The following is a 14,215-nucleotide window of genomic DNA, read 5'->3' as shown; positions in this document are numbered from 1 at the left end:
CCACCTCCATAGCAGTGATTTGCCCGGCAATCAACCTAACTTAATAATAGTTTGATACCGATGGCCACCAATACTATCCCGCCTAGTGCCTGAGCCTTATCGCCAAACCATGACCCCAGCTGGCGCCCGGACAAAAAGCCCGAAGCGGTCATAATACCTGCTACTATGCCCATTACCAGCACGGTGGTAACCAAATTAGCTTTAAATGTCCCCAAACTAAAACCGACACTCAAAGCATCCATGCTGACGCTGGCCGCCAGCATAGCCATCGCCCAAAAGCCCGTCACTACCTGCGTATTGCGCTCCCTTTCAATGTTCGCCTTCGCGGCAAAACCGTACCGAGCCAACTGGGGCTTAATGCTGCCCCATAACATCTGCAGCCCGATAAACATAACCACCAACGCACCTATCACGGTGGCGATATTACCTACCACCCGTCCAAGAAAAGCACCCACTACCAGCCCAATCAAAGGCATAAAAACATGGAAGACACTAACCACCAGGGAAATTTCCACAATACGACGCAGGCGAACGCCTGTCGTGCCCAAGCCCAAAGCCATGGAAAAGGCATCTGTCCCCAGCGCTACCGAAACCGCCATTAAAGTCACATAATCCACAAGCATCCTCCTTCGAGTAACATCAATACTAGGGTTTGTCTTTTATTAGAAGTGCATCCCCTAATGCAAAAACTAATTTTGCTTAAGCGCCATGCCAAAGCGCTAAGAGCAAGCTGATGCCGGCACCCCCGGCTATTCCCAAAAGTGCATAATTGGGATGTCGCATTCTAGCTTCAGGAATTAGCTCAAAACGAACTATGTATGTCATGGCACCTGCGGCCACTGCCAACATCTCACCCAGTGTTTTGATTGATATTTTTACCAGCAGCATGCCTGCCAAGGTACCCAAGGGCGTAAACATGCTGATAATCCCGGTTACCAACATTATTCTTTTAAAACTGCTGCCCCCCATCAATAACGGCGCTGCCGCAGCCATTCCTTCGGGGATATTATGCAGGGCAATGGCTAAAACCAATACCACACCTAGCTTGGCTTCTGCGGCATACCCCACCGCGATAGCCATCCCCTCGGGCACGTCGTGCAGGGCAATACCGACGGCAATTAGATAGCCCATATTAAGCATGTAGTAGCTATCGCGATCACGGCCGCCGGCAGGTGCAGTAAAAGCAAATAAACGATCCAGCAAGAATAAAAATAGCAGCCCAAAAAGGAACCCCTGGACAACCGCTGACAAACCACCCTGATACCAGGCGGAAGGAAGCAAATCTAAGATAACCACCCCTGCCATAATCCCAGCAGCACCGCCAAGCAGTACCGCTAAAGACCGTTCGCTTAAATTGCGCTGTACCGCTACCACTAAAGCGCCCAGTGATGTGGCCAACCCTGCAAAAATACTAAGAATCAATAATTCCATACCATCGATAGCTCCATTTCTAAAAAGCCTTGCTATCATGGTATTCTTCATCTTTGCCGGATATAACTAAAGGGAAATCCTTCTTTTAGCGGCTTTTTCCAGCCTATTCATCAAGGCGACTCCTACCCCTTCCCGGGGAAAGGCCTCACATAGTATTATCTGGGCGTGTCGCCTGTCACAACTGCGCAGCGCACTGAATAACTTATTAGCTGCAGTTTCCGGTCTTTTATGGGAACCAAGAGAAACAATAATTTCCGGTTGAAGTTCCTGCCGGTAACGAAAGCTATTCTCCTCTGATGCCAATATTCCTACCCGCAATCCTTGGGAAAGATAGTGCCGATAAAGCTGGCAAATCTTATCAAAGACACCGGGCAAATCACCTTCCACCAATATCAATTCGCCTTCGGGAGCATAGTGCACATATTTCATTCCCGGTGCCCTAGGCATTTCACCGGCTGCCAGCGCCGGGTCCATTTCTACCTTGCCCAATACCGCCTGCAGTTGTTCCAAGGTAATGCCACCTGGTCTAAGTATAGTGGGCACTGAAGCCGTCAAGTCCACCACGGTAGATTCCACACCCACATCGCAAGGACCCGCGTCTACAATGGCTTCAATCTTTCCTGCCAGGTCTTTAAGAACATGGGTGCCGGTAGTAGGGCTGGGTTTGCCGGAGCGGTTAGCGCTTGGCGCTGCAATAGGTACCCTTGCCGCTTTAATCAATGCCAGAGCTACCGGGTGCTGCGGCATCCTTATGGCCACCGTATCCAGACCCGCGGAAACAATCTTAGGTACCCGAGGATGACGCGGCAATACTAAGGTCAGCGGCCCCGGCCAAAAGGCCTTCATTAATTCCCCTGCTCCTACAGGCAGATAGGTACTCAGGTATTTCACTTCTACCGCTTTAGCAATATGTACAATCAGCGGATTGTCCGCCGGCCGGCCCTTAGCCCGAAATATTCCCGCCACCGCGTCCCGATCCATAGCATTTGCCCCCAACCCATATACCGTCTCAGTAGGAAAGGCCACCAATCCGCCACCTTTAATGATTTCCGCCGCCTGAACCAGTTTCTGAATATCTGGTACCTGCGAATGCATTTTCAGTAATTTGGTCTTCAATATGACCACCTCATTTCAACAACGACTAAACCCCTATAAACTTAAAATCATTCAACCCGATAGTCTGATTTAGATACAAAGAAGAAGCCGGCCAAACCGACTCCCCCATCATTCAAAATTTGTGGAACTCTGCTACATCCAAAACGAATACCGTCGCGCCGCACAGGTCTATCGGATTTCCTCGGCTCTGCTGGGCGCTGGCCAGCGTTTCTAGCTGTCGTGCTTCACAGCAGGACTTGATAGTATCCTTCACCGCTTCAACCTTATCATCATCAACACCGGTAAGGATTGTAGTGTTGCCTCGGCGCAAGAAGCCACCGGTAGTAGCGAATTTAGTTGCCATGAAGCCGCGATCATTTAACTTTTGTAACAAGTTTTCCGCATCATTATCCTGGACCATTGCTATCACTAGCTTCATAATGCATCCCCCCCGTTTGATGAACCTGAATGACTTGACTATAAACATTATAAATATAATTCCTGTCCTAAAAGCTAATTCCTGCTATTTAAGCATGAATTTCTCCAAGTGTCTTAATATATAATCATCCCCAAAAAGCCAGCAATCATAATCATCCAAATCGGATGCAATCGGGTAAAAGCTGATAAAAACAGCACCAGCAACGCTAGCATAACACCGAAAACGTCCTTCACCGCGCCGTGAACTAAAAATACTGCCGCTGCAGCTATAAGTGCAATTACTACCGGTCTAATACCGGCCAGCACGCTTTTCACCTGATATTTCTCCTGAAAACGGGCAAAAAAACCTGCCACCAATAAGGCTAGCAGCACCGATGGTGTAATTAGGCCCAGTGTTGCCGCAGCAGCGCCCTGTATCCCGTCTAATCTGTAACCGACAAACGTGGCCAGATTTACAGCAATGGGACCCGGGGTCATTTGAGCCACCGCCACCATGTCCGTCATCTGAGATTTTGTAAGCCAACCATTTATCGTAACCGTATCTCGGTAAAGCAGCGGGATAACAGCATAACCGCCGCCAAAACTAAATGCACCTATTTTAGCAAAGGCCAAAAATAGCTTAAAAAGCATATCTATCTCCCCTTACCATGTCTGACAAACCCCGCTAATCCCGCTAACACTATTACCGCAATGGGGTGAACATTAAAAACCACCAAAGCTACGAACCCCGATACCAATGATACCCAGTCAAAGACCGAGCCAACTGCCTTCTTCCCTAAGGAAAGGGCTGCATAAAGCAGCAGCCCTACTACCGCCGGCCGGGCCCCAGCTAGAAAGCCGCTTATGTAAGGGTACTCCCAAAACTTAACCAGCAGACTGGCCACAAGCAAGATCACTAGAAATGAAGGCAGTACCGCTCCCAGCGTGGCAGCCAGTGCCCCAATAATGCCACCCAAACGATATCCTACTAATATCGCTGCATTGACCGCAATAGCGCCGGGGATAGACTGAGCCACAGCAATTAAGTCCAGAAACTCCTCCTCTTCAAACCATTCCCGTTTGACTAAATCTCGTTGAATGATTGGTATCATGGCATAGCCGCCGCCAATGGTAAAAGCACCTATGTGAAAAAACCCGGCAAAGAGCAGCCAGGCATTAACTTTTCCCTCGGGTTCAGTTTTTGTGGTTGGTTGTGTGGGCATAAAGAAAACCTGCTTTAACTAAGGAATGCAGCATCAAGCTAAGTTAAGTTAACTCAGCCGAACCTTAAAAATTCGATCACGCCCGCCGTAATCCTTGATTACTTCAAAACGGTTCATGCCATGGTTGCGGCATAGCCGCGCCAAACCTTCCGCCTGGTCCCAAGCCATCTCCATCAATAGGAACCCGCCAGGTTCTAACACCTTCTTCAACTGGGGCAGTATTGTGCGGTAATAATCTAAGCCATCCGCCCCTCCGTCCAATGCACTTATCGGTTCACGGGAGAGTTCCGGCGCCAGTACCGCCAGTTCAGCAGTGGGAATATAAGGCAGATTAGCGGTAAGCAGCCCCACTTGCACGCCAGTCTCTATCAACGGTGCCAGCAAATCGCCTTGCAAAAAGGTAACCTGGTGCCGAACACCAAGGCGAAGGGCATTCTCTTCGGCCACAGCCAATGCTTCGGTTGAAATATCGGTCGCCCAAACCTTCTTGCCACTGTGATAGGCAATGCTTAAAGCGATAGCACCGCTGCCGGTGCCGACATCGGCCATGTGGTTGATTGCATGGCGGTCAATCAGGCGCAGCGCCTCTTCCACCAGCACCTCCGTATCACCCCGGGGTATCAGCACAGCGGGAGATACGTGAAACTCCAGGGACATGAATTCCTGTATTCCGGTGAGATATTGCAGCGGCTCTCTCTTGGCGCGCCGAGCCACCAAATCCATAAAATCTTCTTCTAACTGCCGGGAAGCGACCTCATCTATTCGCACCATTAATTTAGCGGTAGATAAACCGGTGAGATGCCCAAGTAGGACTCCGGCATCCAGGCGGGGATATTCTACCCCAACCTCTTTCAACTTACCGGCAGCATGCCGCAGCATTTCCCGGTACGTCACTTATTCCACCTCTTTAATTTTTTCCGCCTGATCTATTGTGATTAAGGTATCAATAATCTCGTCCATATCCCCCTGAAGAATGGTCTCCAACTTATGCAGGGTCAGGCCAACCCTATGATCGGTCACCCGGCTCTGGGGGAAATTATAGGTACGGATACGCTCACTGCGGTCACCGGTTCCCACCTGGGATTTACGCGTAGAGGCAAGCTCACCATGCTGTTCCTGCTGAGCATTATCTAGTAGTCTAGCCCTTAGGACCTTAAGTGCCTTATCTTTATTTTTGTGCTGAGACTTTTCATCCTGACATGATACCACTAACCCGGTGGGTAGATGGGTAATACGTACGGCGGATTGTGTGGTATTTACGGATTGTCCGCCGGGCCCGCTGGAGCAAAATACATCCACTCGCAGGTCATTGGCATTAATAGCGATGTCTACTTCTTCCGCCTCGGGCAGCACTGCCACGGTAGCGGTGGAAGTATGAATACGACCGCCTGACTCGGTACTGGGAATCCGCTGGACCCTATGCACACCGCTTTCAAATTTCAATCTACTGTAGGCACCCTGACCCTCTATCAGAAAAGAAATTTCCTTGAAACCGCCGATGTCTGTTCCATGAAGACTTAGAACCTCGGTCTTCCATCCTTGGTTTTCGGCGTAGCGGCTATACATACGAAACAAATCACCGGCAAAGAGAGCGGCTTCGTCTCCCCCTGCACCGCCGCGGATCTCCATGATGACGTTTTTCTCATCATTAGGATCTTTAGGCAGCAGCAGCAGTTTCAACTGCTCTTCTAACTGCTCCTTTTCCTTTGTACGCTGCTCAACCTCAGCTTCTGCCATTTCGCGAAAATCAGCATCCAGGTCATCTTCCAGTAAAGCCTGCGCTTCCTCTAAGTCAGACACTACTTTTTGATAGCGCTGGAAAGTATCTACCACTTCCTGAAGCCCGGCATGGGCTTTGGCGTGCTTTTGAAACTGGGCATTATCAGCAATTACCTCGGGGTCACTGATTAACCGTCCCAGTTCTTCATATCTGTCTACTACTTGTTTTAGTTTCTCTAGCATGCTCCTTCACCTCTGACAGCATCTTCTAAAATACATTGATTTACATTTGGGGATTCTTCTTCTACTTCCGAATCGTCCTGCTTAAGAACCGCCTGAAGAGAATTAATCGCTACTGCGACTTGACTGTCATCAGGTTCCCGGGTGGTTAAGTTTTGCAGCCATAGACCCGGAGTGCTGACCATTTTAACCCAGCCTTTATCTTGATGCTTGCCGGTAAATTTAATAATCTCGTAGGCAATACCTGCCACCAACGGCATAAGCAGCACCCGAGATAAAATCCGCCAAATAATCTGGTCAAAAGCCAAGACAGAAAATACTACTATGGACATCACCATGACGATTAAAAGAAAGCTGGTGCCGCAGCGAGGATGAAGGGTGGAGTATTTCCGTGCATTTTCCACTGTCAGTTCCTCGCCCCGCTCAAAGGTGGAAATTACTTTGTGCTCCGCTCCATGGTACTGAAATACCCGTTGGATATCCTTGAGACGGGAGATTATTATAATATATAACAAAAAAACAGCTATACGAATAATACCTTCGAGAACGTTCTTCCAAATTTCGCCGCCGCTGGAGCCCAGCCAGTGGGCAGTCCATGTAGGCAGTACGACAAATAATCCGATAGCTAAACCAAAAGCCACAGCCATAGTAATGGCTATTTCCTTGGCGGATAGCTCTTCTTCCTCTTCCTCAGCCGCCTGATTTGCGGAAAAACTCAAGGCCTTAACACCGATTATTAACGCTTCTAGCAGTGCAAAAAATCCCCTCAAGAAAGGTTTCTTGAAAAAGGGCATTTTATCCAGCCATGAAACCAGCGGTTGTTCATCTACCACCACTTGCCCGGAAGGACGTCTCACTGCTACGGCTATACCATTTTTGCCGCGCATCATAACACCCTCGATAACCGCCTGACCCCCGTACTGAAATTTATTTGCCATGATACCTCTCCTCTAACCGAAACCATCAATTTAAATGGCATACGGAAAATTTTATTAACTAATTTCAAGTACAAGACATTAATCATTATATCAGAAATATACCTCAAGGAAAAAGAAAACACCTTAGTTCTAATTTGCCAAGGTGATTTCATTCTAAATAAGAAAAAAGCGAGACCCTTGCCCCGCTTTTACATACCGTATTTCTTTTTAAACCTCTCAACACGCCCGCCTTTGTCTACCAACCGCGAACGGTTACCGGTGTAAAAAGGATGGCAAGCTGAGCAAATTTCTACCCGGATGTCTTTTTCTGTGGACTTAGTTTCAATTTCATTACCGCAAGCACAATGGATAGTAGTTTTCTCATATTTGGGATGAATGCCCTCTTTCATTGCGGTTCACCTCTTTCCTAAATCATTCACTAAATTACACTTCTGTCATTATAGCATAGGGTCCTGTCCTTTGCAACCCTTTGGATTTTAGCATCTTAATCAGCAATAACTTGACAAAATGGTGTCAGGCACCATTTTGTCAAGTTATTGCTTTAGTATGGCTATACCGGCTTGGAATAGCTGCCAATGGTCACGCCGGGCAGTTCCTCCCGGAGAATTTCAATGGCCGTCAACATGCCCAGCGGTTCGCCATCCGGCTTAATCTTAGCAAACAGAACCCCAGGGTCGATATTAAGGTTGCGCAGCTGAATTATGGATAATTGGGTTTCCCTGGCCATACTAATCAGCGCTTCTAACTCCGGTTCGGTATCTGTGAAGCCGGGAAATGCGAGTAAATTTAATGAAGTAAGCACTCCGTCAGCCGCACCAAAGCTTAGGGATTCCTTTACATTGGCCAGTGAATAATTTTTCGGGCGGTAATATGCTTGATAACACTCCTCAACAGCAGAAATTAGGCTTACCCGCATGGAATCTAATCCGCTGCTGCAAAGTTTTTTGATGCCCTCGGTATAGCCCGCGTTGGTGTTGATATTGATAGTACCCCGGGAAGTTTCCTTTCTCACCTGCTCAATGGCTTTAGCTATTACCTCTGCTTGCAGTGAAGGTTCCCCTTCACAACCCTGACCGAAGCTGATAATCTCACCCCTGGAACCGGCAAGGTGATAAATCATTAACCGGGCCGCTTCATCGCTGGTAGGAACAAAGTCTATTCTCTCCTGGGGCGAGGGACAGCATTCGCTTTCCTGCAGTGAAATACAACCCAGACAACCGGCATTGCATACCGGCGATACGGGAATACCCGCTTCCCAACGGCGGTAGAAGATATTCTGGGCGGTAAAGCAGCCATAGTCCAATGCGCATTTGGCCAATTGTTGGATAATTCGGTTGTCTTTAAAGATTGCCGACAGCCGAGCTACTTTGCCGGGCAATGCTTCGGTATTAAAAAATTTGGGGTGCCACTTATGGTGTTCATCCGTCTGAGCCGCTGCCACATAAAATTGACCATCCATGACGCCCACAGCAGTATAACCCAGCAGCGGCGCGCTCTCATTTCCGCCGGTAAATCCCGGCAAAAGTAAACGGGTAAAACCCTGAGGAAGCAGTGCTCCCACCTGGTAAACCCGTTCTTGGTCGTCAAAGGGGCTGCTGTGCAGGGGTGCAAAATGACCCTGCTCGTCAATACCCACCGGCGTGCTGAACGGCACCAGCGTAAGAGTGGCACCTTCAGGCAGCGGTATCATTTCTTCAGGCAGCGGTTCGATAAAGCTCAAACCCGATCGCCCCACCATCCCCCAGGTGGGATGATCCCGCAGTTCACCTTGTTCATTGGCAAATAAAAGCCTGTACATATCATTCCTTCTCCTCTCCATCGAACAGCTTACGGGAGAAGTTCCAGCGGATTTACCGGACTGCCGTCGCGGTACACTTCTAGGTGTAGATGCGGGCCGGTGGCCCTGCCTGACGAACCCTGAAGGGCGATCGGCTGCCCCACTGTCACTCTGTCACCTTTTTCTACCAGATTCCCCCGGTTATGTGCATAAAGAGTACGATATTTGTGGTTGTGAGTAATAATTACCGTCTGACCGTAGACGCTGTTTAACCATCCCGAGAATGTAACCTTGCCAGCGGCAGCCGCAAGGATAGTATCAGAGTCTTTACCGCTTAGGTCTATACCGTGATGAAAGTCATTACCCCGCCGACCATAGGGCGAGGTAATGACACCAATTAAAGGCCAGGATAGAAAAAAATCGGTTGCGCCCCGGGACGATAGTGCCGGTACCACCTCATCCTGTAAGAAGGTAGGTATCGCCGGCATACTAGGAATACGCAGCCTCATACCCGCTTCCAGGGCATTCGGATTCTCAATTGCATTTTCAAAAGCCAGGTCTGACACGTTCACTTCAAACTTTTGAGCAATGGCCCAAAGAGTGTCCCCGTGCCCGACAACAACATGATCCTGCTGCATTACCGGCAGAAACAACTGCTGGCCGGGATAGATCTTATTGGGGTTATCGATATTATTCATGGCCGCCACTAATTCCCAGTCCATTTCATGCCTTTTGGCAATGGCGGTCAAGCTATCCCCTGGGGAAACCTGGTATTCAGTAACAAAATTATTTTCCTGTGGTTCGGTCACTGATTGGCCGGCAAAGGCTGCTTCCGTACCGGCTGTCAGTAATATGACAACAAGCAAAAATATCACTTTTCTACGCATGCTAAAGTTCCTCCTTATGGAAATATTTTCTGCACGCTTGATACAGCAATTATTTTTGCCGAACCACCTTTATTTTATACCGAAATTGCCCTCGCAAAGGAGGGCAATAACTATTTCTCGCTGATTAATGCCTTTTTTTACGGAAACAGCTGGGGCAGCACCCGTAAAAGGTCGGCATTTCTGCTGGTTTTCTTTAGAGCATCAATCAGCATTTCCGTCACTTCATGAGGCGCCTTATTATTGGTAGTATGCCTAAACTTCCAGGTGAGCTCCAGTTCCTCTTTATTTAACAGCAGCTCTTCCTTTCGGGTACCTGATCGTTTAACATCTATAGCCGGGAACACCCTTCTTTCCGCCAAGCGGCGGTCAAGTATAAGTTCCATATTACCGGTGCCTTTAAACTCCTCGAAAATGACATCATCCATGCGGCTGCCGGTCTCTACCAGGGCAGTAGCCAAGATAGTCAAGCTGCCCCCTTCTTCGATATTCCTGGCCGCACCAAAAAACCGTTTTGGCTTATGCAGCGCAGAGGGGTCCACCCCGCCTGACAATGTCCGCCCACTGGGGGGCACCACTAAGTTATGAGCCCGTGCCAGACGGGTAATGCTGTCCATCAGGATGATGACATCTTTCTTGTGCTCAACCAGGCGCTTAGCGCGCTCCAGCACCATGTCCGCCACCTTAACATGATTTTCCGGCGGTTCATCAAAGGTCGAACTGACTACCTCGCCAGCCACCGAACGCTGCATATCCGTAACCTCTTCCGGGCGCTCATCAATCAACAGCACCAATAACTCTGTATCCGGTGAATTGGCGGTAATGCTGTTTGCAATCCTTTTCAACAGTGTGGTTTTTCCCGCCTTGGGCGGAGATACAATTAGTCCCCTTTGCCCTTTGCCCAAGGGAGCAATTAAATCAATAATGCGGGTAGCTATTCCTGTTTTTTCCGTTTCCAGAGTCAGCCGCTCCAAGGGATAAATGGGCGTCAGCCCATCAAAATGCAATCTCTCCTGAGACAATTCCGGGTCCAGATTATTGACAGTTTCCACCCTGAGCAGAGCAAAATAGCGTTCCATATCCTTGGGCGGACGCACCTGGCCTGCTACCAAATCCCCGGTACGCAGGTCAAAACGTCTTATCTGAGACGGGGATACATAAATATCATCATTGCTGGGCAGGTATGCGAACGGACGTAAAAAACCATATCCATCCGGAAGTATCTCCAGTACCCCCTGAGCAAATAGATGCCCATCCTTTTCAGTCTTGGCTTTAAGGATTTCAAAAATCAGTTCTTTTTTACGCAGCTTAGAGTATCCGGAAACCTCAAGCCCGCGGGCCACTTTTAAAAGCTCCGCCATGGTCTTACCTTCAAGATCGGAAATATTCATTTTTTCACCTCTGCACTTCTTTACTTTTTTGGATTATCTAAATGGATTTATAATTGAATGCCGGACTTAAATGAAGGGTAGACAAAGAGGGACCTTCTTCAAATGAAGAAGGTTGTCTGTCCAGTCTAAGTATTAGTATACCACTATTGGCAGATTCTAGTCAATTTAACAAACAATAAGTGACAAAATGGTGTCAGGCACCATTTTGTCACTTATTTGCATTTATCTCTACTACACCTTACTAATATTTCGAATTATGTGCATCACACAAGTCTGCACATAATTATTACTATACCTTAAGATCTTCCCAGAAGGGCTTTTTGTCCAAACGATGATGTGCTTCTACAAAGCGTATGGTACCTGTAGTGCCACGCATTACTAAAGTATGAGAGGTTGCCCGGTCGGCATAATACCGTACCCCCTGCAGTAGACTACCATCGGTTATTCCGGTAGCGACAAAGATGACATCATCACCTAAGGCCAGTTCATCCATGCCGAGAAGTTTATCTACGGGTACGATACCCATCTCTTCTGCCCGTTCCTTTTCTCCAGCTTCCATTGGGACCAAACGCCCCTGCATTTCTCCCCCGAGACAACGCAGCGCGGCAGCCGCCAGCACTCCTTCGGGAGCACCGCCAATGCCCATCATGATATCTACGCCGGATTCCGGAAAGGCAGTAGCCACAGCCGGGGATACATCACCGTCTGTAATCAACCTGATACGCGCTCCGGCCTTGCGGCACGCTTCGATAATTTTACTATGACGAGAACGGTCCAAGATTACCACAGTTAGGTCGCCTACTTCTTTGCCCAAAGCATTAGCTACAGCCTTTAGGTTTTCTTCCACCGGTGCATCCAGATTAATGGTTCCTTTAGCCCGTGGGCCAACAGCTATTTTATCCATATACATATCAGGCGCGTGCAGTAAATTGCCCTTAGGCGCCACAGCCAATACCGCGATTGCGCCAGTAAGACCTTTTGCGACAATATTAGTTCCTTCCAACGGGTCAACCGCCACATCCACCTGGGGCGCCGTACCCTGTCCAACTTTTTCGCCAATGTAAAGCATTGGGGCCTCATCCATTTCCCCTTCGCCGATTACTATGGTCCCATCGATGCTGACAGTATCGAAAACCGCTCGCATGGCGCGAACCGCCGCATCATCCGCTGCTTCTTTGTCTCCTCTGCCCATCCACCGTCCGGCAGCAAGTGCTGCCAATTCGGTCACTCGGGCAAACTCAAGTGCTAATTCTCTTTCCATGATATCTCTCCCTTTTTTTAAATAACTTGACAAAATGGTGCCTGGCACCATTTTGTCAAGTTATTTGTTTTTGACGGTTTCCCAGTCTGCAAGAAATCGTTCTATACCCGCATCTGTGAGCGGGTGTTTGGTCATTTGCTGAATTACCTTATACGGTATGGTAGCAATGTGGGCTCCAGCCAATGCGGCCTGGGTAACATGGAGCGGATGGCGAATACTCGCAGCTATTATCTCTGTTTCCAAGGCGTGGATATCAAATACTGCGGCAATCTCACCAATAATTGCCGTCCCATCATGCCCAATATCATCAAGCCGGCCAACAAACGGGCTGACATATGCAGCTCCCGCGCGAGCAGCAAGCAGGGCTTGGTTGGTAGAAAAAACCAGCGTCACATTGGTCCTAATCCCCTTGTCATTAAGGCGGTAGACTGCTGCTAAACCTTCCTGGGTCATGGGTATTTTAATCACTACATTGGGATGGATCTTGGCCAGTTCCTCTGCTTCGGAAATCATACCTGCCGCATCTAGACTAATTACCTCGGCACTGATAGGCCCATCAACTATTTCCGTAATCTCCTGAACCACCTGCCGGAAATTACGACCCTCTTTAGCAATTAGTGACGGGTTGGTGGTGACACCACTGACTATTCCCGTGGCACTAATTTCCCGGATATGCTGTACATTAGCACTGTCAATAAAAATACGCATCTTTTGCCCTCCTGTGTAAACATTTGATTTTTACAGAGACGCAATTATTATTCCTAATTCGTGCCAAATTCATTAAATCCTGCTATTATTGCCAAAAGGAGGTGGCGCCGGACCTAGAGTTGAAAACGGCAGTGGTGTCTATCACCACTGCCGCTATACTTTTTAGTTATCCTTGTTTTAAGGTTTCTGGAACTTCTCTGTATTCTCGTTCAGTTCCTCGATGGAATCGATAGTCACATATTTAGGTACAACAAGACCGATACGGGTACCTTTCATGTTTTCACCCAAATCATCGATATCTGCTTCTCGCTTGTCATAGTAGGCTTTATGAGTAGTAGGCAGCCATGCGGAAGTCATGACATCAAATTCGCCTTCAGCAACCCCCTGCCACATAGCAGCAGCACCAAGAGGAAGAAGGTCTGTTTCATAGCCCATTTTCTTTAATACTTCACTGACTACGTTGGTGCTGGCAATTTCGCCGGCCCATTCTACATAACCCAATTTAACTGTGCCTTGGCCGGAACCCATCTCAAAACCTTCCGGAATCCATTCCTGGACACGGTCCATGTTATCTTCAACCCATTTTTTGGCGTTTCCAGCTGGAGTAGTTCCTTTCTCGGCGTTCATCAACATCACCTGCTGTATATCAGCTGGATCCCAGTGGAAGGCGTCCATAAACGCATATGCTTCGGGCATATCTTCTTTGAAACCTTTACGAGCAATAGTATTTACCTGCTCGGTTTCGCCGTAGATCCCTTTAGGGTCATCTAAGAATTTAAGGTCCCACTTATTAAATTTCCAATGCGGTGCCCAACCGGTAACTACAATCCACTTCTCACTTTCGATAGCATCTCCCAATGCAGCAGTCATAGTAGCACCACTGCCTGCAACTATGTCATAGTTTAAGTCGTATTCTTCAAGTGCCGTCTCAGTGGTGGACATGATGCCGGCACCGGGGTCAATACCGATGATTTTACCTACGACCTGATTCTTATTACCGCCCTTGTCCGCCTGGTCCCCCTGTTTCTGATCACCCTCGGGAGCTGTTTGAGTACAGCCCACTGCAGTAACCATCATAATTGATACGATCAGCAATACAATTAGTTTAAGAACATTTTTACTCATTAACCT

General features: G+C 48.3%; 16 protein-coding genes. All 16 read right to left on the bottom strand.

From position 1 onward, the window contains the following. Nucleotides 1-35: 35 nt before the first annotated feature. The gene (locus tag MFMK1_RS03075) at nt 36-617 is read right to left on the bottom strand and encodes a manganese efflux pump MntP (protein ID WP_366923697.1); all 582 of its coding nucleotides are present in this window, start codon (nt 615-617) and stop codon (nt 36-38) included. 82 nt (nt 618-699) lie between these two features. Beyond that, complete coding sequence (locus MFMK1_RS03070) at nt 700-1,431, bottom strand: ZIP family metal transporter (RefSeq protein WP_366923696.1); 732 nt, start codon at nt 1,429-1,431, stop codon at nt 700-702. 66 nt (nt 1,432-1,497) lie between these two features. Beyond that, nucleotides 1,498-2,547: an L-threonylcarbamoyladenylate synthase gene (locus MFMK1_RS03065; RefSeq protein ID WP_366923695.1), complete on the bottom strand. Its 1,050-nt coding sequence runs from the start codon at nt 2,545-2,547 to the stop codon at nt 1,498-1,500. 112 nt (nt 2,548-2,659) lie between these two features. After that, the gene (locus tag MFMK1_RS03060; RefSeq protein ID WP_366923694.1) at nt 2,660-2,965 is read right to left on the bottom strand and encodes a cyclic-di-AMP receptor; all 306 of its coding nucleotides are present in this window, start codon (nt 2,963-2,965) and stop codon (nt 2,660-2,662) included. A 113-nt stretch (nt 2,966-3,078) separates the two neighbouring features. Then, nucleotides 3,079-3,594 (bottom strand): chromate transporter, encoded by a 516-nt coding sequence (locus MFMK1_RS03055; RefSeq protein ID WP_366923693.1) that lies wholly within the window; start codon nt 3,592-3,594, stop codon nt 3,079-3,081. A gap of 2 nt (nt 3,595-3,596) precedes the next feature. Further along, the gene (locus tag MFMK1_RS03050; protein WP_366923692.1) at nt 3,597-4,166 is read right to left on the bottom strand and encodes a chromate transporter; all 570 of its coding nucleotides are present in this window, start codon (nt 4,164-4,166) and stop codon (nt 3,597-3,599) included. 48 nt (nt 4,167-4,214) lie between these two features. Next, complete coding sequence (prmC, locus tag MFMK1_RS03045) at nt 4,215-5,060, bottom strand: peptide chain release factor N(5)-glutamine methyltransferase (RefSeq protein ID WP_366923691.1); 846 nt, start codon at nt 5,058-5,060, stop codon at nt 4,215-4,217. Beyond that, nucleotides 5,061-6,128, bottom strand: coding sequence for a peptide chain release factor 1 (gene prfA / locus MFMK1_RS03040; protein ID WP_366923690.1), 1,068 nt, complete (start codon nt 6,126-6,128; stop codon nt 5,061-5,063). Next, nucleotides 6,122-7,063, bottom strand: coding sequence for a DUF1385 domain-containing protein (locus MFMK1_RS03035; RefSeq protein WP_366923689.1), 942 nt, complete (start codon nt 7,061-7,063; stop codon nt 6,122-6,124). Before MFMK1_RS03035 ends, prfA begins: the two co-directional genes overlap by 7 nt. A 188-nt stretch (nt 7,064-7,251) precedes the next feature. Then, on the bottom strand, nt 7,252-7,452 hold the full coding sequence (rpmE, locus tag MFMK1_RS03030) for a 50S ribosomal protein L31 (protein WP_366923688.1): 201 nt from the start codon (nt 7,450-7,452) through the stop codon (nt 7,252-7,254). Nucleotides 7,453-7,613: 161 nt separating this feature from the next. Next, a complete protein-coding gene (locus MFMK1_RS03025) occupies nt 7,614-8,861 on the bottom strand; it encodes a radical SAM family protein (RefSeq protein ID WP_366923687.1) in 1,248 nt (415 codons plus the stop codon). Between the two features lie 29 nt (nt 8,862-8,890). Continuing rightward, a complete protein-coding gene (locus MFMK1_RS03020) occupies nt 8,891-9,727 on the bottom strand; it encodes a LysM peptidoglycan-binding domain-containing M23 family metallopeptidase (RefSeq protein WP_366923686.1) in 837 nt (278 codons plus the stop codon). A gap of 137 nt (nt 9,728-9,864) precedes the next feature. Beyond that, nucleotides 9,865-11,115 carry a transcription termination factor Rho gene (rho, locus tag MFMK1_RS03015; RefSeq protein WP_366923685.1) on the bottom strand — a complete coding sequence of 417 codons (1,251 nt, stop codon included), beginning with the start codon at nt 11,113-11,115 and terminating at the stop codon, nt 9,865-9,867. 289 nt (nt 11,116-11,404) lie between these two features. Next, the gene (gene glpX / locus MFMK1_RS03010) at nt 11,405-12,376 is read right to left on the bottom strand and encodes a class II fructose-bisphosphatase (protein ID WP_366923684.1); all 972 of its coding nucleotides are present in this window, start codon (nt 12,374-12,376) and stop codon (nt 11,405-11,407) included. 60 nt (nt 12,377-12,436) lie between these two features. Then, on the bottom strand, nt 12,437-13,084 hold the full coding sequence (gene fsa / locus MFMK1_RS03005; protein ID WP_366923683.1) for a fructose-6-phosphate aldolase: 648 nt from the start codon (nt 13,082-13,084) through the stop codon (nt 12,437-12,439). A gap of 177 nt (nt 13,085-13,261) precedes the next feature. Continuing rightward, on the bottom strand, nt 13,262-14,209 hold the full coding sequence (locus tag MFMK1_RS03000) for a glycine betaine ABC transporter substrate-binding protein (protein WP_366923682.1): 948 nt from the start codon (nt 14,207-14,209) through the stop codon (nt 13,262-13,264). Nucleotides 14,210-14,215: the final 6 nt, after the last annotated feature.

Origin of the sequence: Metallumcola ferriviriculae (assembly GCF_035573695.1) — a bacterium.
GTDB lineage: Bacteria > Bacillota > JADQBR01 > JADQBR01 > JADQBR01 > Metallumcola > Metallumcola ferriviriculae.
The sequence above is the reverse complement of the archived record's forward strand: the minus strand, read 5'-3'. Positions and strand labels throughout refer to the sequence as shown.